Below are 18,005 nucleotides of genomic sequence, written 5' to 3'. Positions count from 1 at the left end.
TCGATGGTTGCCTTGCCGCGTATGGATGGCGTTAGCAGAAAGACCAGCTAGAACAGTGTTCTGGTCACATAGTCAAGGCGTGGCTCCAGCAATTTCAGCCGCCTGCTTCATAGCCCGTGAGACGTACCCCGTGCCGATTCTGACGCCGCCCAGCCACTCGGTGAGGCGCGCCGCCTCGGCATCGAGAGAACGTCGCGCAGACGCTGACACGGTCTCGAGCAATCGGACGTGCACCACACCGGTTTCGTCTTGGATCCAGCACCCTACGACGCGACCGTCGACCCAAGCGGTGGTGCCGGCATTACCGCGGGTGTCGAAGAGTTGGTTGCGGTGCGGGCCGAGGTAGAAGTCACGGTTCTTCCACCCCATGATCGTCGGGTCGAGCACCGGTAGGAGTGCCACCCAAGGACCTGGATCAGGCACCGTGGCGACGTCATCGGGTAGCAACCAGCCGGTGTCGCCTCCGTCGAGTGAGACTGCAACGGCGTCGAGTTCGGCGAGGGCGGCCCGGACGACCGTCTTCGTCGAGCCCAGCCACCAGACGATGTCGTCTTCCGTGCCCGGTCCGAAGGTGTAGAGCCAACGGCGGACTATTTCTCGATAGCCGTCTGCAGATTCGAGATCGACGGGGGCGTCGTCGAGCCAGTGTCGAGTGAGAGTCCACAGTGGGCGTGAGACGGGGAAGCGGGCGGTGTTGGTGCCGCGCATGATGTCTGCGGTCGCCCCGAGATGCGTGAGAACCCTGGGTGCCGACCAGATTTCACCTGCCGAACCCTCGACCTTGACGTCTATCATCGGCACGGCCTGACGAATCTCTACCGCTGAAAGCCCTTCAGGCCTATCGGTGAGCAACTTCAGCACTTCCGTCCGTGCGCGATCGAGCCAGTCGTTGCCGTCGACGGCGAGTCCGGCCTTGACGACATCCTTGGCCATTCGTGCCCGCTCGGTGTTCGCGACGCGGGCGGACGCACTCGACCACGCGGCCGGCAGCAAGTCGCGGGGAAAGGTGAAGAGTGTGCGGCGCATTGCCAATTGCTTCACGAGACTGCGTTGGTCGTACAGGGCGCGGTCGACGTCGGCGGCGTCCACGGACCGAACCCTCGCCCAGCAAGACAGATAGACCGTCGCTGACTCGGTGGCGTGCAGTACCGTCATCGCCCGCGTGGCAGCTTCCGGCGAATCGACGTGAAACATTGGCTCCAGCGCATGACGTACTCCTATGCGAGCACGGCGTTCGTCGTCGGAGACATGGCGCATCAGGCCATCGTGCCACAGTCCAGGTGCGTCGTATCAGCTAGTTGCACGAGGGTTCGGTTGCGCCAGTAGTCGTCGTGTCGGAGATGTGTGATTGCACCCGGGGTGGTCGCGAAGGTCGCAAATCCTGCGGCTTCGACGGGAATCTGTAGCCAGGCGGAGACGACGAATGTGTGTGCAAAGCCGTGGGTTACGACGATGTGATCGTGATCGAGATCGTCCATCAGTTCGCACATGCACTCGTGAACCCTTGATGCGATGTCGCGGCGGGTCTCGGCACCGGCAACGGGGCCACGGTGATCGAGGCGGTTGTTGTCAGGGGCCGGGACCTGCCGCTGGGCCAGCCACGAGTTCGGGCGTCCTTCGGCTTCGCCGAAGCTGATTTCGCGCAATCGTGAATCCGTTGTCGCCGGAGCATCGAGTGTCCGGGCGATGATCGTGGATGTCTCGGTGCAACGATTGAGGTCGGACGAGGTGATGCGGACCGGGCGCGAAGTTCCTGTGCGTCGTCGTTTCAGCGCTTCGGCGATCAAACCTGCATCGCGCCGACCAGCGGGGGTGAGAACCGAATTGTGCCAACCGCCGACTACGTCCTGCGCTGTGTGTTCGGCATGAGGATGAGTGACGACGTAAAGATCCTGCATGAGACCCCTTTTGCTTACCCGACTTTTTCCGGCAACAGTATTCCAGGGTTGAGGATTCCACGGGGATCCCAGGACGATTTGATCAACTGCATTGCGGCGATGTCGGTTTCAGTGCGCCCCAGCGATATCCACGGCGACTTCGCGCGGCCTATCCCGTGCTCGGCGCTGATGCTTCCGTGGTGGACGGCGACGAGTCGGAACACCGTATCGGTCAGTTCGTGTGCGACCCTCGGCTCGGCATCCAGAAGGTTCACATGAATGTTTCCGTCGGCGAAGTGCCCGAACAGGATTGGCCGCACGAGGGGGAATCGTTGTGCCAGGCTTTCTCGGAGGTTGTCGATGAACATTCCCATCACGGACAAGGGGACGGAGATGTCGAGCTTGACTACCGGCGTCGTCGACGACGCGCTGATGCTTTCGGTATGGCTTTCCCGCAGAGTCCACAGTTTTCGAGCCGGCCCAGGCTCGACCGTCGCGTCCTCGATGAGGTCGGCAGAGTCGGAGAGTACTTCGAGGAGCGACTCTTCCGTTTCGCGCGGTGATGACACCTCGATGAGTGTGTACATCGGTGAAGGGGTGCCGAACGGGCGACGGGCATCGGTGTGTGCGCAGACGAGGGAGATGCCGTCGTCGGTCATGATCTCGGCGGCTTCGACGGTCAATCCGCTCTGACGCACGCGATTACACAAAAGTAGCGCTTGATCGACGTCGCGTACACCCGCGAGCACGACCTGGGTGTCGGTCGCCGGGGTGACCAGCTTCATCAGGACCTTGGTGATGACTGCGAGCGTTCCCTCACTTCCGGCGAGAAGTCCTGGAATGTCGTATCCGACATTGTCTTTGACGAGTGGAGTCCATCTACTCAGCACCGAACCGTCCGCGAGCACGGCTTCGATACCGAGTATCTGTGCGCGCGTATTTCCGTATCGGACCATGCGCGTCCCACCGGCGTTGGTTGCGACTATGCCGCCGAGTGTCGCGGATTCCTTTGATGCCAAATCGATTCCGAAGCGGAGACCGTGTGCCGATGCCGCCAGGTCGGCGCGAGCAACGGTCACGCCGGCGCCGGCTGCGATTGTCCGACCGATGGGGTCGACGGCTTCGATCGTCTCCAGACGTCTGGTACTCAGCACCACGGACCCAGCCGAGGCGATTCCACCACCGACCAGTCCGGTGTTGCCGCCTTGCGGTGTGACGGGAACCCCCGCGTCGAAGCATGCTCGAAGAACTGCAGACACTTCGGAAGTGTTGCCGGGGCGGATGACCGCGATCGCGTCGCCGATCCAACGTCCCGTCCAGTCACGTGTGTAGCCCTCGATCAGTTCGGGATCGGTAAGCACATGCGTGTGGCCGACGATCTCTGCGAGGGCGTCGATAAGCCTCGCGTCTGTTGCAGGTTCAGTGAGTGTTCGGGGGTTCATGTGCAACCTTGTGATCGTTCGGGTGACAATTTTCGGGAGACAGACGGTGGATCAACGTGAACTCGATCCTCCGACCTCAGGTGATGCCGTGTCCAAGACCAAGTAGTGACACCACCATCTGTTTTTCTTATAATCGCCGTATGAACCTGCAGCGTGCCCGTTATCTGATCGCTCTGTCGGATCATGGGAGCTTCACTCGAGCCGCTGCGAACGTCCACGTCGCGCAATCGGCCCTCAGTCAACAGATCAAGGTTCTCGAGCGCGAACTCGGAGTTCCGCTGGTGGATCGTCGGGGTCCGCAGTTCACCTTCACGGAAGCCGGCAAGGTGGCGGTACGAGAGGCGCGCTTTTTGATCGGGTGTGCGGACCGGGCTGTCGAACGAATTCGGTTGGCCGCGCGCGGTGTGGACGGAGAACTGCGCATCGCGTACACCCGTTCGTGGGCGGGCGGCGCAGTCGCGGATCTGGTCAGCACCTATCGAAGGCTCTACCCGGGCGTCGAAGTTGTCGTTCATCGTGGCACTTCGGCGCAGACTGTCGACCTCGTCCGAACCGGAGCCGTCGACATCGCGGTTGTTCGCCCGCCGCTCGATGAAGACGATCGAGAACTTCCCCTGATCGTCCTCGACACCGAACCTATCCTGGTCGCTGTTCCCGTGGATCATCCGTTCGGAGATCGAGCGACGCTCGAACTCGGAGATCTGGTGGACGTCCGCGTTGTGTTCTGGCCGGAGGCCAACGCCCCGGGGATGTATTTGCGTACTCTCGAACAACTTTGGCCAAACGGGGCGCCCAGCATCGTTCGATTCGAGGCCGACGACGAGCAGGTGCTGCATGCCGTCTCGGACGGGGTGGGTATTGCGCCGATCCCCCAGGGCAGAGCGCGGATGCTCCGCATCCCGGGTGTCCATCTATGTGAGATCGCCGGTGAGCAACCAACTCTCGACGTGGCAGTGACCTACCGCCCGGATAATCCGAATCCGGCGCTTGCGCCGTTTGTTGCGCTCGCTGAACGCGAAAGATCGTCAACCACTGCGTAGTGCCTGTGATGCGCGGTGGGTCCTATCCGCCATCGAGTACCAGCATCATGGCCGTTGCGCGTGCTCGGTTCTCGATGGCGTCGACGTGGAATCCGACGTGCTGGGACAGTTTCGCCAATCGGTGCGCGACGCTGCTGTGGTGAAGATGCATGGAATCGGCTGCGGCCCTCAAGGTTCCGGACTGCAGGTATGACCTCAAGGTTTCGAGTAGTTCTAATCCCTGTTTGGTGTCGCCGATCTCTTCGGCACGAACCAGATCCGGTATTCGCGAGTGATCGATGTGTGGTCCCGGCGCCAGGAGGTTGAGGGCGCCGAGATTGTCGGCGTTCACGATCGGTGTTGTTGCCGACGCCTGTGCTCGAGCGAATCGTGCAGTGCTCAGTATTGTGCTCACTTCGGAAGCGGGAGCAGTCAAAGATATTCCGGCGCGAATGAATGACGACAGCGCGGCCTCGGACAGCTCGGGTGTGGGTGCGAACGAACCCGTCACGAGATTCAGATACTCGCCGTCAGCGTCTATCCCAACGGCTTTGCCAGGTGTGCAATCTGGCGAAATGACAAGGTGTGCAGTGCCGTCGGCCGTGTCTGAGACTGCCTTGGTTGCCATTACACGGACTGGGGTTTGGGGTGCGATACCGAGACCGGCGCAGGAGGTGAGCACCGCGAGTTCATCCATCGGGAACAACAGATTTCGAGTGTGCTCGGCTTCGGTAGGCAGGCGTCGCGGTTGCAGAATTATCGCTGCGGTCAGGGCCATCCGGTCGACGAGCATTTCGTCGAGTGGCAAGCTGGCCCCGGGTCGTTCGATCCATACCGTTCCGAGAACCTCGTCGTCTACGGCAATGTTTCTGGTCATGCTCGGTGGGAGCTGAGGATCGGGTGACCATCGGCCGCGCGGATCGCAACGGCGCAAATTCTTCTTGCTTCTGCCGCGCTCGACGATCTCGATACCCACGACGCAGTCCGCCAACTGCGCGCTCGCACGAAGCAAAGACGCGGTGTCGGAGCCGTGCCGCACGAGGGCGTCGAAGTAATCGATGACACGTACCAGGCCTGCCGAGTCTGCATCGAGCTCGGCAAGCCGGTACATCAGTCCTTGCATCTCGCAACGCTACGAGACCGGCGAGAGCGAACGCAACCCTCTCCTGAGCGCAGTGAGGGCTTCGGCGGCACCTCTTTCGCTGACCGCGGCGGTCGCGACCAGTGCCGACCCGTGAAAGGTTCCGGGGAAGGAGTGCAATTCGACGCTGACTCCCGCTTGCAGCAGCCGAAGGGCGTATTCGATTCCTTCGTCGCGGAGCGGGTCGAGTTCCATGGTGGACAGGTAGGTCGGCGGCAGACCGGTGAGGTCGGTAGCCCGGGACGGCGCAGCGTAAATGGACACGTCAGGATCTTCGGGACCGGAATACGACCCGCCGAGATAGTACTTCCACGACAGGATGGCGTTAGGGCGGTGCCACAAGGGGGTGTCGACGAAGTTCGTCATCGAGACCGTCGCCAGGCGGTCGTCGAGTTCAGGGATTTCGAGGAATTGGAAGGCCACGGGCACAACGCCCTCGTCACGGGCTTTGAGGACAGTGCCTGCGGCCAGTCCACCGCCTGCGCTCTGCCCTCCCACTGCGATGCGGCGTGGATCGACCCCCAGCTCCTCGGCATGGGCGTGGATGTAGAGGAGTGCGGCGTAGCAGTCGTCGACGGGGCCGGGGAAGGGGGTTTCGGGGGCGAGGCGGTACTCCACGTTCGCAACGGCGAATCCGAGTTCCCGCGCCACCTCGACGCAAAATGGATCGCTGGATTCTGCGGTGCCGATTGCGAATCCGCCGCCATGGATCCAGAGCAGAACGGGGACAGGGCCGGCAGTGTTGTCCGGGGTGAAGAAACGAATCGTGACCTCCGGATCGCCGTCCAGGCCGGGTGCCGACAGTTCACGAAGCGAGACTCCGTCGAATGACAGGTCGGCCAACATGGTGCCGACCAGAGCGTCGTAGGTGGCCCGTGCGTTGGGGAGGTCAGCGAAGTCCACCTTCGGGAGCATGGTGAGTGCCGCGGCGAGTTCGGGGTCGAGAGTCGGGAATGTTGTCATGCACCCATCATCGAGCCTGATTGTGGCCTACGTCACCAGCGGATTGTAGGAAATCGGAGAGTCTCCCTCCGACACCCGTCGGATCTCCCTAGGATGACGCCGGTGGACAGGGTACATCTCGGGGTGGGTTCGAGCGATTCGAAAAGTGGGGCACGGATTGGTGGACGACCTCCGCAGGTTTTCGCTGGTCAGGCGATTCTGCGGTCGCACGAGTACCTTCTGACGCTCGAGGCACACACGGCGCCGTGGCTCGGCGTGCGAGAGCTTTCGATCTTCATCCGTCGAGGTTTCTCCATCGGCGACGACGACCTCGAATACCCGGACATCGGGGTTAGGGCAGTCCTGCACTTGCCGTCGTCACGAAGTGCGGAATCGGCGGGCAGCCATGCGGGCCTTTGCAGCGCGGCGTTGATCAGGATTCCCTCGGACGACGAGGTGATGCCGTTGGTGTTGATAGCTCCGCAACCGGTGCTCATTCAGAACGAACCGTCCTACGCCGATGCCGTCGAGGCAGATGGACACAGCTTCCTGTTCCAGATCAACGAAGAGGGGTGGCCGGTGGTTGCTGAGTCCCACCCCGATTTCGTAGAGGAGTACCTATTCGGTTACGGGTCGGTGTATTTCTACGGGAGCTCTGACGCGACCGGGCTCGTTCGCGAAGTTGTGCCGGGATTTCTCGACTTCTGACCGGCCCGACGGCCCGTCCGCCGATACCGTGGGCAGCGTATCGCGACCGGCGGTTATGTCCTCGGAAAAATTGTTTCGGAAGTTTGTCGATCGGTGAGTGCGCCGTTCGACGTGTAAGCAGAGGGACCGAACAGAGCGGTCCACGAACGAAGGAGATTCTCATGAAGTACATGCTGATCATGCGTTCCACCGATGAGGCCATCGAAGCATCCAAGGACATGGACTTCGACGAGATCATCGCGGCGATGGGGCAGTACAACGAGTCCCTGATCAAGGCAGGTGTCTTGCTGGCCGGTGAGGGACTGGCGATGGAGGAGGGATTCATCGTCGATTTCGAGTCCGATCCTCCGCTGGTCTCCGACGGCCCGTACGGGGAGACGAAGGAGTTGTTCTCGGGATTCTGGATCATTCAGACGTCGACCAAAGACGAAGCCTTGGAATGGGCGAAGCGCTGCCCGCTCGGGCCGGGAAGCAAGCTCGAGGTACGCCGCGTGAGCGAGATGTCGGACTTCGATCAGGACAACGAGTACATCCAGAAAGAGGCCGGCTGGCGTGAAGAGCTCGGTACCGATCGTCCGGTCGCAGGCTGACCATGACCGACGAGGCGGTGCGAGAAGAAACGAGAAAGGCTGTCGACGCGGTCTGGCGTATCGAATCCGCGAAGATTGTCGCCACGTTGACTCGCACCGTCGGAGATCTTGATCTCGCCGAGGATCTGGCCGCGCAGGCTCTGCTCGAAGCCGTCGAGCAGTGGCCCGCGACGGGGGTTCCGAGAAACCCCGCTGCCTGGCTGACATCTGTGGCGACACGACGAGCGATCGACGGGTGGCGACGACGTGAGAGGTTGGACGAGCGCTACGCCCACTTTGCGCGTGAACTCGAGAACGACGCTTCACATTTCGACGACGTCAGCTGGGATCCGGACCGCATCGACGACGATGTCCTTCGCCTGATGTTCATCGCCTGCCATCCCGTGTTGAATCGAAAAGCGCAGGTGGCGTTGACGCTTCGGGTGGTGGGCGGTTTGACCACGGAAGAGATTGCGAAAGCGTTCCTCACGCCGACGGCGACGGTGCAGCAGCGGATAGTCCGCGCGAAGAAGGCGCTGACCGCCTCGAAAGCGGTTTTCGAAGTTCCAGGGCGAGAAGAGTTTTCGAGCAGATTGAGCGCCGTCCTCGGAGTGCTGTACCTGGTGTTCAACGAAGGCTATGCAGCCAGTTCCGGGGACGAGTGGATGCGGGCGGAGCTCAGTGCTGAGGCTCTGCGGCTCGCGCGAATACTCGCCGAATTGGTCCCCAGGGAGTCCGAGGTACACGGCCTTGTCGCTTTGATGGAGCTGACAGCCTCGAGATTCGGCGCTCGGACAACCTCGACCGGTGAACCCATCCTGCTGGCTGACCAGGATCGGACGAGGTGGGATCGCCTACAGATCTCGCGTGGGCTTGCCGCGCTGGAACGAGCTGACGCCGTCGGGCGTGGACGAGGCCCGTACGGCCTGCAGGCGGCGATTGCCGAATGTCATGCGCGAGCAGCAACTTTCGAAGACACCGATTGGAAGAAGATAGTGATCCTCTACGAGGCTCTGGCGCAACTGGCGCCATCGCCCGTGGTCGACCTCAATCATGCGGCGGCGGTATCCATGGCATACGGTCCTGGCCCTGCGCTCGAATTCGTCGACAAGCTTGTCGCTTCAGGTGAACTGGCCGACTACCACCTGCTTCCCAGCGTTCGGGGGGAGTTGCTCAGTCAGCTCGGCCGATCCGAGGAGGCTAGAACCGAACTCCTCGAAGCGGCTCGGCTGGCCGGGAACGAGCGTGAGCGCGCTGTGCTGGTCGCGAAAGCCGATGCGCTGCTGCCGGATCGGTAGTCACGCGATTGTTGGTCACGCGATTGTTAGTCAGGGCTGAGTCGGATCATCATTCGGCACCATGGGCGGCATCCCGACTCCGTAGGGATCGAGCATGTCCGATACACGTCGACCCCACCGTTCATGCGCGGACTGACGGGTCATTCCGGCAGCGCGGCCGATGGTTGACCATGTTGCGCCGAATCTACGCAGGCTCATGACGCTTGCCGTCGAATCGATACCCGCGGCGAGCTGAATCCGGAAACAGGCCAACTGCCACGCCATCTGACGCTGCGCCGGGATGTCGGTGTCCTGTTCTGCCTCCCACTCAGGGCTGCCAGGTAAAGGATCTGTTCCGACAATCTTGTCTGCCTGAGTGCCGGCCTCGGTGATCGCGGCGTTGACCGTGGTGATCGCGGCGGTCTCGATCTTCGCAGTCAGGGCGCGTTCGATCAGGTCTTCCATGAGAAGTTCTCCTTTCGTCAGGACTAGCCTGACAGGCGCTGTTGAATTCTGTCAAGATTCCCCTGACGGACTTTGAGTTTAATTAATGCACGATTTATTTGTGTACTATCTAAATGGTCTCCGGTTCTGTTGACCGTCGTCGAAGGGGTTGCTGGTGAAAATCGTGGTTTTGTCGTTCCTGGTGGCGTTGACTTTGATGACGGTCGGGATCATCGCCGCGCGCAACCGCAGCACTCGACCTGCCGTGACCGGGGCAGTTACTGCGGCGTCAACGGTTCTCGCTGCCGCCTGGACACTTTTTGCCGTGGCCTTCGTATTGGCCTGATCGTGCTGCAGTGCCGATGCGCCGGTAGTGGTGGTGAAGGAACTTCGCAGCAGGTCAGATGCGTTTTGTGTGCGGCGCGATGCCGCATAGTCTGGCAGACGTGGCAATCGCTGAAACAGACAGAAACTACGGCGGAAGGTCGGTCGCGGCTCGCAAGGCCGAACGCCGTTCTCTCTTTTTGAATGCTGCTCTCAGCGTGTTTGCGGACCAGGGGTATGCCGGAAGTTCGGTGGCGGATATCTGCGCGTCCGCGAGTCTGGCCAGAAGGCAGTTCTACGACGAGTTCGGTAGTCGCGAGGATCTACTCCTCGCGCTGTATGACCAGATTCAACTCGACGCCAGAATTGCAATGGTCGACGCACTCGATGCAGAGCCTTCGGTCAATCTCCGTGACAAGGCAGCGACGGCCATGGCCGCCTTCGTCGAGTCGGTCGGAAGTGACCCACGACGCGCACACGTTGCCTTCATCGACGTCGTAGGTGTCAGTCCCCGGGTGGAAAAGCATCGTGTGGACCAACGTTCGGTCTGGGCAACATTTTTCGAGTCGATCATCAAAGGGATCGTGGGCGAAGATTACGAACCGCCGGGTGGTTACCGGTGGGCGTCCACCGCCTTCATCGGCGCGCTTACCGCGCTGGTGCACCAGTGGAGCACTGCGGAGCCTCGTCCTCCCGTGTCGGTACTGGTCGATCTGATGACGGTGCTCTTGAATGCGTTGATCGACGACGCACCCCTTCACGCCGACGAATAGGTCACGAACACCAGGGGATTGTAATCCGGCCCACAACGCTCTACTCTCGTCCTCAATGTGTTAGACACTCGCATCTAACTTGTGTGCTCGTGATGAGAACTGCGGCAACACAAGGCAATCTGTGCTTTTCCGGGGAGGAATTGGTATGGGACGACGCTGGACAACTGACCGACAACGCGGGGGCCTCGCAATTGCCGTGATTGCAGTAATCGGGCAGATCGGACTTTCGGCACCTGCCTCAGCGGCACCGGACGAAGGTGTTCCCGCCCAAATTCAGGTCCAGCCTGCCCTGCCGCCTGCGGTTGCACCGCCTTTGCCTGAACTGGACCAGGCCTTCTATGAACCGCCTGTCGAGGTCGTCGAATCCAAGCAACCGGGTGAGATCATCGCCGCTCGTGCGGTGAATCTCGGTACTCTCAACCTGATTCCGACCAACGTGGATGCGTGGCAGATCTCGTATCGATCCAATAATGCTGCGGGCGAGGCGATTCCTGCTGTCACCACAGTTATCAAGCCGCGTGGCGACACTCGCGATGGGGGCCCGCGCCCGCTGCTGTCCTTTCAGATGGCAGAGGATTCACTCGGAAACTACTGCGCACCTTCGTATGTCATGCAGCAAGGCGCGTTGCCGTGGCTGGTGACGGGCGCTGCGACCGGTGGGGCTCAATTCCTCGAAGTGCAGGCGGCACTGGCGCAGGGTTGGGCATTGTCGGTGCCCGATCATCAGGGACCCAATTCTTCCTTCGCCTCCGGCCCCGTCGCGGCCCGGATCACGCTCGACGGTATCCGTGCTGCTGAGAACTTCGAACCCATGGAGCTACAAGGGCGGTCAACTCGCGTAGGGCTGCTCGGCTACTCGGGTGGATCGATTCCTACCGGTCACGCAGCTGAAATACGGCAGGCGTACGCGCCGGAACTGAATATCGTCGGAGTCGCCGAAGGTGGTGTTGCCGCGGATCTCGGCGCTTTGCTCGACAATGCCAACAACGCTCTAGGGGCCGGGATCGTCGCTGCCGGTGTAATCGGAGTGAGCCGAGAAGATCCTGAACTTGCAGGCTTCATCGATCAGCACATAAACCCTGCCGGCCGAGCGCTTTTCGCTGCCAAGGACAACCTGTGCATGCTCTGGACGTCAGCTGCAGTGCCCTTCCTCAACATCAAGGGCTTCCTCGATGTCCCGGGAGATCCCGTCCAACACCCCACGGTGAGAGCTGCGCTCTCCCGAGCTGCCATGGGTAAGTCTGTTCCTGACGTGCCGATGTACATTTATCAGTCGAATCCCGACTGGTTGGTGCCTGTTGGCCCGGTGAACAAACTTGTCGATACCTATTGCCAAGATCCTTCTGCGAGTGTCGTTTACACCAGAGACCACTTCAGTGAGCACGTCAGCATGGAAGTCGTCGCATTGCCGAGTGCTCTACTGTGGCTTCGTGATCGGTTCGCTGGTGTGCCTGCTCAGCAGGGATGCAGCACCTTCGACGCTGGATCCATGGCGCTTGATCAGAGGACCTGGCCAGTCTGGGTGGATGCGGTCGGTGAACTCGTCGCAGGACTGTTCGGCAAGCCGATCGGGACCTGACGGGTGACGTGATTCTGCGGTGGTGAGGAATTCTCACAAGGGCAGCGTGTTGCACTGACTGGACGTTATTTCATTGATCGGGCCTTGAAGATGGTGTCTTGTCACCAATGGGTTCCTTTACCGACGAAAGGTTGCGCGATGACAAAGCTGTTGTTTGCGGTCACTTCTGCAGATCACTGGACGCTGAAGGACGGAACACCCCACCCGACCGGGTACTGGGCGGAAGAACTGGTCGAGGCGCATCGCGTTTTCGTCGACGCCGGCTACGAGATCGTGATCGCGACGCCTGGCGGTAAAGCTCCCGTTGTGGACGAGGGAAGCCTGGCGCCCGAGGTGAACGGCGGGCAAGAAGGCGCCGACCGTATGCGCAAGTACATCGCCGATCTGCAGCCGGTGCTCGATTCGCCGGAGATTTTGGAGAACGCCGATGCTGCCGATTACGACGTGGTCTTTGTACCGGGTGGACATGGACCGATGGAGGATCTTGCGGTGTCGGCATCCTTCGGTGAGCTTCTCGTGAACTTCTTGGACGCGGACAAGGTAGTCTCGGCGGTCTGTCACGCGCCGGCGGCACTCCTGCCGGCCCAGAGACCCGATGGAAGCTGGCTGTTCGACGGCTATCAGCTGACCGCGTTCACCAACGAAGAGGAGACGCAGGCTGGTCTGGCGGACAAGGCTCCGTGGCTGCTCGAAACTCGCCTACGCGAATTGGGCGGCAAATTCTCGAAGGCCGAGGCGTGGTCGCCTTATGTCGTGGTGGACCGCAAGCTCTACACCGGTCAGAATCCGGCGTCGTCACGGCCTCTCGCCGAGCGGATTGTCGCCGACTTGGGCTGAGCATGTCTTTTGGCGCCGCATCGAGGTCTCCTCGATGCGGCGCTGGTCCGTGTTCTGTTGTCGCCAAAGAGGTTTGACCTCTCAGGTTTTGAAGGTGGTGTTCGCCGGCCTGGGTTGCTGTCCGGGGTCGATCGAGGGTGGTGGGATGAACCAGGGCTTGTTGTCGACACCGATCCGAATCGCCCACTTCCCGACGAACCCGGATTTCCGGTGCATCAACCGGTGGTGCGAACGGCACAGCAGGACCAGGTTGTTCATCACCGTCGGGCCGCCGTTGGCCCAGTGCCGGATATGGTGCGCATCCGTCCAGGCCGGTACACATGTGCAGCCGGGGAACGCGCAGCCCTTGTCTCGGGCGATCAACGCCACTCGCTGTTCGGGGGTGACCAACCTCTTTCCTGGTTTCGCATCGAGCGGTGCGCCGTGATCGTCGAGCAGAACGGTGGAGAGGAAACAGTCACACCCGAGGAGCCTGGTCCGCGACACCGACAGCGGCCCCAGCCAGGGCATGTGCCCGACATCGAGATCCGATACAGCCATTCCGTCATCAGCAGTGGAGGGTGTTGCGGCGCAGTCCCGGTGCTCGGCGAGATCCCGAGCATTGATGTGCACGTTCACATGCGGGCGCTGGCCACCATCGGTTCCGGTCTTGGCGCAGTCCAGATACCGGCGGATCAGTTCGGTGAACCCGTCCGCCGTGCGTTTCGCCGCCGACCGAGAATCCGGGGTTCCGTCCGGTGCCGGGGTCGGCATCGTCAGATTCGACAACGCCGATAGCAGCATTTCACCGGTGAGAGCGTCGAAATCACCACGCACCACCACCCGACCATTGAGCGTCGAAGCAATCCGCAACTCATTGAGATCGACATCTTCGGCGGGCGGAATCTCATCCGATTCGAACAACCTCTCCAATGTCGCGATCACGTTCCGCACCTTCGTCGTCGTCGCCTCCACACCCGACGCAGCAGCGAGCAACAAATCGATGCACTTCGGGAGCGCCTCCTCCGGCATCCCCTTCGGTGGTGATTCACAGAACGCCACGATCAACACGGCATGATCGAAGGAGCAATCCCCGCCATCGAACCGAGCCGCCACAGCCGGAAACGGCCGCAAAGCTGCACCCAGCGCGGCGATCTTCTTCCCGTCCCGAACCTGCAGCATAGTGTTGGCCGCCAACCATGACCCGACTCCACGGCTGGCAATCACCTGATCATCCGGACGCATCGACAGTTCGTCCACCACCGCCACACGCACAGCTTCGAGGCGCAGAATCTCCGCACTCGCTTCGACAGCAGCAGCGCGCAACTCGGCAGCAGTCAACCGCCACAGGCGTCCGCGTAACCCCACCGCAGAACCAGACACCACGTCCGACAACAAGACACTCATTGAATCCCCCGATCCCCTCCCCAAAGGATACTCGAACACGCGTTCGAGTCAAGAGGGAATTAGGCGAGGGCGCGAAGGAGTGGAGTGGGGTCCGCGACGACGAACAGATGGCCGCCTCCGTTGATCTCTTCGAAGCGAGAGTCGGGAATCAACGAGTGTGCCCAGCGGGCTACTTCGATGGGTACGTTTCCGTCGTCGGTTCCGTGTAGGAAAACCGTTGGTACCGAAATCGATTGGAAGAGTCCAGGCATCTCGTGGCGATACCGAGCCAAGTCGACAACCCCTGCGGATCCGCCCTGTGCGATCCCTTCGGATGAATCCAACTGGAGGGCGGGGCGATGTACCTCGTCGGTCATGACTGCCTGATCGGCGGCCGGCCAGATCGAGACTGAGTCGCTGCGTAGCTTGGAGAACACTCCGGTTCCTGCGAGCATTGCGCCGGCCACACGGGGAGCCCAGGTGGCGGCAAAGTACAACGCAGATACCAGTTTTATTCTGCGTCGCAAAGTATCTCGCGGTGCCCCGGGGATCATGGCGCACGCCAGCACCAGTTTCGAGACTCGTTCGGGAACGGCTGCAGCGACTGCGAGCGCGTAACCGCCGCCTCCGGAGAAACCCATCAGTGTGGCCGAGCCCAACTCGAGGTGATCGACCAGGGTGACGAAGTCGTCGTCCCAGGAATGAAATCCCTTGTCCGTGTACGGATCCGTGCGTCCGAAGCCGGGTCGATCGGGGACTATCAGCCGTATGCCTGCCGTCGAAGACGCGTTGTGGAGTGAGAGCCCTTCGTATCGGCTGCCAGGTGATCCGTGGGCCACGACTACCGGGTTGCCAGTCGGATCGCCGTACTCGCAGAATGCGATACGACGCCCCGACGCGTCGCGAATTTCGGTTGTGGTCACGCTGCTCGTCATGATGTGGTTCCTTGCTGCGCGATCGACGCCACACCGTCCAGGATGAGGGCGACTCCGAACTCGAACCTTCGGGTGGGATCGTGATGAAGTGCGAACACCGATGCCTCGCGTCGATCGGCAGGTGCGCTGTCGAAAGCGCCGCGTCCCAATTGAATTGCGACGTGTCCGGTGACGAAATCATGCAGCGCGCCGTATGCGTACGTGGCCTGCTCGTCCTCGAGGCCTGCCAAGGAAAGGGCGCTCACGACTCGGTGGGCGGTATCGTCGGCCCCGGGTGCTTCCAGTGATGCCTGCCGATGGGCTTCCAGGACCAGGGGATGGCGCATCAGGAGATCGTGGAGGCCGTAGGTGAACGTGCGGGCAACCCCGCGCCAGTCGGTCGGCCAGTCGATCGACGAGACGGCTTCGCCTACGAGAGTCGAGATCAGATCTCGCCTCAAGGCGTCGATGCCGCCGGTTGTGCGGTGGACGGACATCGGCGATATGCCGAGTCGTTCGGCGAGCACTCGAAATGACACCGCATCCAGGCCGTCCGTATCGGCGATCTCTGCCGCGGCATCAAGAATCTGTCTGTGACTCAATGCTTTTGGTCGACCAGCCCTTGCAGAGCTGGTGGATTCGGATACCATGCTGACAACAATAGCGATACGCGTATCGAAATTACAAGTGTCCATCGACCTCCAAGGAGCGCTGCCCGATGACCGATCTCCATCAACTGTCTGCCGTCGAACTTGCCGGTGTTATCGCCGCCAAGCAGGTCTCGATTCCCGAAGTCACCAGGTACTTCGTCGACCGTGCGACCACTGCCGATGACGTCGGCGCCTTCACGACGATCGCCGGGGAGCACGCTGTCGCCCTCGCCGAACAAGCGCAGCGCAGGTTGGACGAGCGGGACGCCGGGCCCCTTCCGCGTCTGTTCGGCGTTCCGACCGCAATCAAAGACCTCGACGCAACGCGCGGCATTCGCACGACCTTCGGATCGGCGCTCTTTCGCGACTTCGTGCCGGACGCTGACGACGAGATCGTCGAGGCGATCCGAGAAGGTGGGTTGATCGACATCGGTAAGACGACGGTGCCCGAGTTCGGGGCAGCCTGTTACACCGAGCCGGAAGTCGCTCCGCCTGCTCGCAGCCCGTTCGATCGCACGCGGAGTGCCGCCGGCAGCAGTGGCGGCGCTGCTGCCGCCGTCGGCGCTGGTCTGGTGCCGTTTGCACAGGGAAGTGACACCGCCGGTTCGTTGCGTTCGCCGGCAAGTACGTGCGGAGTCGTCGGCCTCAAGCCGAGCCGCGGTTTGATCACGATGGGCGTGGCGGGGCATGACAACTTCGGATTTGCGAGCAAGGGGCCGATCGCCCGGACAGTTCGCGATACCGCTGCGCTGCTGGACGTTCTGGCGACGCGACCCGGCGCCGGAACTATCCACCCGCCTCGGCCGAAGTCGTTCGAAGAGTTCGTCGTACAGGCCGGGGGAGTTCGGGCTCGCCCCTTGACCGTCGCTCTTGCTCACGGAGCGGTCTCCGGCGGAGCCGTGGATGCGCAGCTCTCGGCTGCTGTATCGAAGGTTGGGTCTGTGCTGGAGGGTCTGGGCCACAACGTGTTCGAGCGACCGCAGGCTCGCGATGACATTTTCATCGATGCTTTCGTCAAGATGTTCTCGTCTTTGGCGGGAACCAAGCCGATCCCGGAGGAGTACGAACACCTTCTGCGTCCGATAGTGCAACACTTGCGAGTTCAAGCAAACGAGGTGCCTTCGGGCGAGCTGGCCGCGGCAATCGGAATTGTTCAGGCCTGGGCGCGACGATGGAGTCTCGACTACGCCGACGCCGACCTTGTCGTCACTACGACTGTGACGAAGCCGCCGCTTGCGATCGGGGAGTTGCGCAACGACGAAGATCCCGCGACCGAACTGATCGACATGGTCGCTTTCACCGGAAACACCGTCGTCGCCAATGCAACCGGTTTCCCGTCGATCAGTCTGCCACTCGGTTGGACGGAAGACGGCGTTCCACTCGGCATCATGATCTCGGCGAAATGGGGTTGCGACGCGGAATTACTCTCTGCCGCTGCAATGCTCGAGGCCGAGATGCCGTGGAAGGATCGGTACCGATTCGACCGCGCAACCGTGCTCTAGTTCGGGAGCGGTACCCGGTCGCTCGCCGATGCGAACCCCAACCACGTGTGGCGGTTACCCCACCAGCACCACCCGACTTTCGGGGCGTTGCGGTTGTCTTTGCCGTCGCGACCGGTTCCGTTGCTGATCCACACGGCGGGAGTTCTGGTGTCGAAGGATCCGTCAGGTTTGCGCAGTCGGGAGCCGATGGTCATGAAACACTTTCCGCGTTCGAGAATGTCGGGGCGCTGCAACAGCCAGTGGATGCCTTCGGTAAGCGTCAGCGGCGTACGGTCTGCGTCGACGATTGCGGGCAATGCTTCGTCCGGACTCCAGTTGGCCAGGTGATCCCCGCGGTCGACTCCACTGAGCAGATGTAATGGGCTTTCGGGCAGCGTTGCCTGCTCGGTGGGGGCGAACAGATCGACGTCCGCCATGTCGACGACTATGAATCCGCGCTTGTTCCCGAGCTCGAGCAGCGGAGTCAGAACTGAAGCCGGAGCCAGTTTTTCGTGCACGGTGAGTAGTCCGACATCACCGTGCCCGGTTGCGACCTCCCTGACATCGCCGGCAGAAAGTCCGGCCATCTCGTGAACACCGAGTTCGATCAATCGCTCGGCTTGCTGATCGATGGGCGGGAGGTCGAAATGCATACCTGCGATC

19 protein-coding genes are annotated in these 18,005 nt (G+C 61.6%); 9 read left to right on the top strand and 10 right to left on the bottom strand.

The genetic code is table 11. The annotated features are described in order from the left end of the window. Nucleotides 1–72: 72 nt before the first annotated feature. The 3 genes from ACVZUB_RS28470 to ACVZUB_RS28460 are packed head-to-tail and all read right to left on the bottom strand — an operon-like array spanning nucleotide 73 to nucleotide 3,319. The gene (locus ACVZUB_RS28470; protein ID WP_054188303.1) at nucleotides 73–1,257 is read right to left on the bottom strand and encodes a winged helix DNA-binding domain-containing protein; all 1,185 of its coding nucleotides are present in this window, start codon (nucleotides 1,255–1,257) and stop codon (nucleotides 73–75) included. Next, the gene (locus ACVZUB_RS28465; protein ID WP_054188302.1) at nucleotides 1,257–1,898 is read right to left on the bottom strand and encodes a histidine phosphatase family protein; all 642 of its coding nucleotides are present in this window, start codon (nucleotides 1,896–1,898) and stop codon (nucleotides 1,257–1,259) included. Before ACVZUB_RS28465 ends, ACVZUB_RS28470 begins: the two co-directional genes overlap by 1 nt. 14 nt (nucleotides 1,899–1,912) lie before the next feature. Next, the gene (locus ACVZUB_RS28460; protein ID WP_482627988.1) at nucleotides 1,913–3,319 is read right to left on the bottom strand and encodes an FAD-binding oxidoreductase; all 1,407 of its coding nucleotides are present in this window, start codon (nucleotides 3,317–3,319) and stop codon (nucleotides 1,913–1,915) included. A gap of 140 nt (nucleotides 3,320–3,459) precedes the next feature. On the opposite strand from ACVZUB_RS28460, the gene ACVZUB_RS28455 reads away from it, so the two are divergent. Next, nucleotides 3,460–4,359, top strand: coding sequence for a LysR family transcriptional regulator (locus ACVZUB_RS28455; protein WP_482627987.1), 900 nt, complete (start codon nucleotides 3,460–3,462; stop codon nucleotides 4,357–4,359). Nucleotides 4,360–4,381: 22 nt separating this feature from the next. Here ACVZUB_RS28455 and ACVZUB_RS28450 read toward each other — a convergent pair whose 3' ends face one another. Then, nucleotides 4,382–5,461 carry a helix-turn-helix domain-containing protein gene (locus ACVZUB_RS28450; protein ID WP_225320183.1) on the bottom strand — a complete coding sequence of 360 codons (1,080 nt, stop codon included), beginning with the start codon at nucleotides 5,459–5,461 and terminating at the stop codon, nucleotides 4,382–4,384. Between the two features lie 9 nt (nucleotides 5,462–5,470). Beyond that, the gene (locus ACVZUB_RS28445) at nucleotides 5,471–6,442 is read right to left on the bottom strand and encodes an alpha/beta hydrolase (RefSeq protein ID WP_065456498.1); all 972 of its coding nucleotides are present in this window, start codon (nucleotides 6,440–6,442) and stop codon (nucleotides 5,471–5,473) included. Nucleotides 6,443–6,535: 93 nt separating this feature from the next. Between ACVZUB_RS28445 and ACVZUB_RS28440 the strand changes: the two genes are divergently transcribed. From ACVZUB_RS28440 to ACVZUB_RS28430, 3 genes are all read left to right on the top strand, one after another. Next, nucleotides 6,536–7,129, top strand: coding sequence for a hypothetical protein (locus ACVZUB_RS28440; protein ID WP_482627986.1), 594 nt, complete (start codon nucleotides 6,536–6,538; stop codon nucleotides 7,127–7,129). A 161-nt stretch (nucleotides 7,130–7,290) separates the two neighbouring features. Further along, nucleotides 7,291–7,719, top strand: coding sequence for a YciI family protein (locus ACVZUB_RS28435; RefSeq protein ID WP_007735729.1), 429 nt, complete (start codon nucleotides 7,291–7,293; stop codon nucleotides 7,717–7,719). A gap of 2 nt (nucleotides 7,720–7,721) precedes the next feature. Beyond that, entirely contained in the window at nucleotides 7,722–8,996 is a 1,275-nt protein-coding gene (locus ACVZUB_RS28430; protein WP_042922905.1) for an RNA polymerase sigma factor, read from the top strand. Between the two features lie 30 nt (nucleotides 8,997–9,026). On the opposite strand, the gene ACVZUB_RS28425 is transcribed toward ACVZUB_RS28430, so the two are convergent. Continuing rightward, a complete protein-coding gene (locus ACVZUB_RS28425) occupies nucleotides 9,027–9,440 on the bottom strand; it encodes a hypothetical protein (protein WP_003942828.1) in 414 nt (137 codons plus the stop codon). Between the two features lie 154 nt (nucleotides 9,441–9,594). Between ACVZUB_RS28425 and ACVZUB_RS28420 the strand changes: the two genes are divergently transcribed. From ACVZUB_RS28420 to ACVZUB_RS28405, 4 genes are all read left to right on the top strand, one after another. Then, nucleotides 9,595–9,765, top strand: a complete 171-nt coding sequence (locus ACVZUB_RS28420; RefSeq protein WP_007735738.1) for a hypothetical protein — start codon at nucleotides 9,595–9,597, stop codon at nucleotides 9,763–9,765. A 58-nt stretch (nucleotides 9,766–9,823) separates the two neighbouring features. Next, nucleotides 9,824–10,516: a TetR/AcrR family transcriptional regulator gene (locus ACVZUB_RS28415; RefSeq protein WP_080961262.1), complete on the top strand. Its 693-nt coding sequence runs from the start codon at nucleotides 9,824–9,826 to the stop codon at nucleotides 10,514–10,516. 145 nt (nucleotides 10,517–10,661) lie between these two features. Further along, nucleotides 10,662–12,095, top strand: a complete 1,434-nt coding sequence (locus ACVZUB_RS28410) for a lipase family protein (RefSeq protein WP_116057683.1) — start codon at nucleotides 10,662–10,664, stop codon at nucleotides 12,093–12,095. Between the two features lie 138 nt (nucleotides 12,096–12,233). Next, nucleotides 12,234–12,932, top strand: coding sequence for a type 1 glutamine amidotransferase domain-containing protein (locus ACVZUB_RS28405; RefSeq protein WP_030537402.1), 699 nt, complete (start codon nucleotides 12,234–12,236; stop codon nucleotides 12,930–12,932). Between the two features lie 81 nt (nucleotides 12,933–13,013). Here ACVZUB_RS28405 and ACVZUB_RS28400 read toward each other — a convergent pair whose 3' ends face one another. Genes ACVZUB_RS28400 through ACVZUB_RS28390 form a run of 3 tightly spaced genes read right to left on the bottom strand, consistent with a single transcriptional unit; the run spans nucleotide 13,014 to nucleotide 15,813 of the window. After that, nucleotides 13,014–14,318: an HNH endonuclease signature motif containing protein gene (locus tag ACVZUB_RS28400; RefSeq protein ID WP_482627985.1), complete on the bottom strand. Its 1,305-nt coding sequence runs from the start codon at nucleotides 14,316–14,318 to the stop codon at nucleotides 13,014–13,016. 59 nt (nucleotides 14,319–14,377) lie between these two features. Then, the gene (locus ACVZUB_RS28395) at nucleotides 14,378–15,232 is read right to left on the bottom strand and encodes an alpha/beta fold hydrolase (RefSeq protein WP_099697208.1); all 855 of its coding nucleotides are present in this window, start codon (nucleotides 15,230–15,232) and stop codon (nucleotides 14,378–14,380) included. Beyond that, nucleotides 15,229–15,813 (bottom strand): TetR/AcrR family transcriptional regulator, encoded by a 585-nt coding sequence (locus tag ACVZUB_RS28390; protein ID WP_482627984.1) that lies wholly within the window; start codon nucleotides 15,811–15,813, stop codon nucleotides 15,229–15,231. Before ACVZUB_RS28390 ends, ACVZUB_RS28395 begins: the two co-directional genes overlap by 4 nt. A 116-nt stretch (nucleotides 15,814–15,929) precedes the next feature. On the opposite strand from ACVZUB_RS28390, the gene ACVZUB_RS28385 reads away from it, so the two are divergent. Then, nucleotides 15,930–17,363: an amidase gene (locus ACVZUB_RS28385; protein WP_482627983.1), complete on the top strand. Its 1,434-nt coding sequence runs from the start codon at nucleotides 15,930–15,932 to the stop codon at nucleotides 17,361–17,363. Here ACVZUB_RS28385 and ACVZUB_RS28380 read toward each other — a convergent pair. Further along, nucleotides 17,360–17,995, bottom strand: coding sequence for a DUF5701 family protein (locus tag ACVZUB_RS28380; RefSeq protein WP_482627982.1), 636 nt, complete (start codon nucleotides 17,993–17,995; stop codon nucleotides 17,360–17,362). The genes ACVZUB_RS28385 and ACVZUB_RS28380 overlap by 4 nt on opposite strands. Nucleotides 17,996–18,005 lie beyond the last annotated feature (10 nt).

This window comes from Rhodococcus sp. OS5 (assembly GCF_056837585.1).
The sequence above is the reverse complement of the archived record's forward strand: the minus strand, read 5'-3'. Positions and strand labels throughout refer to the sequence as shown.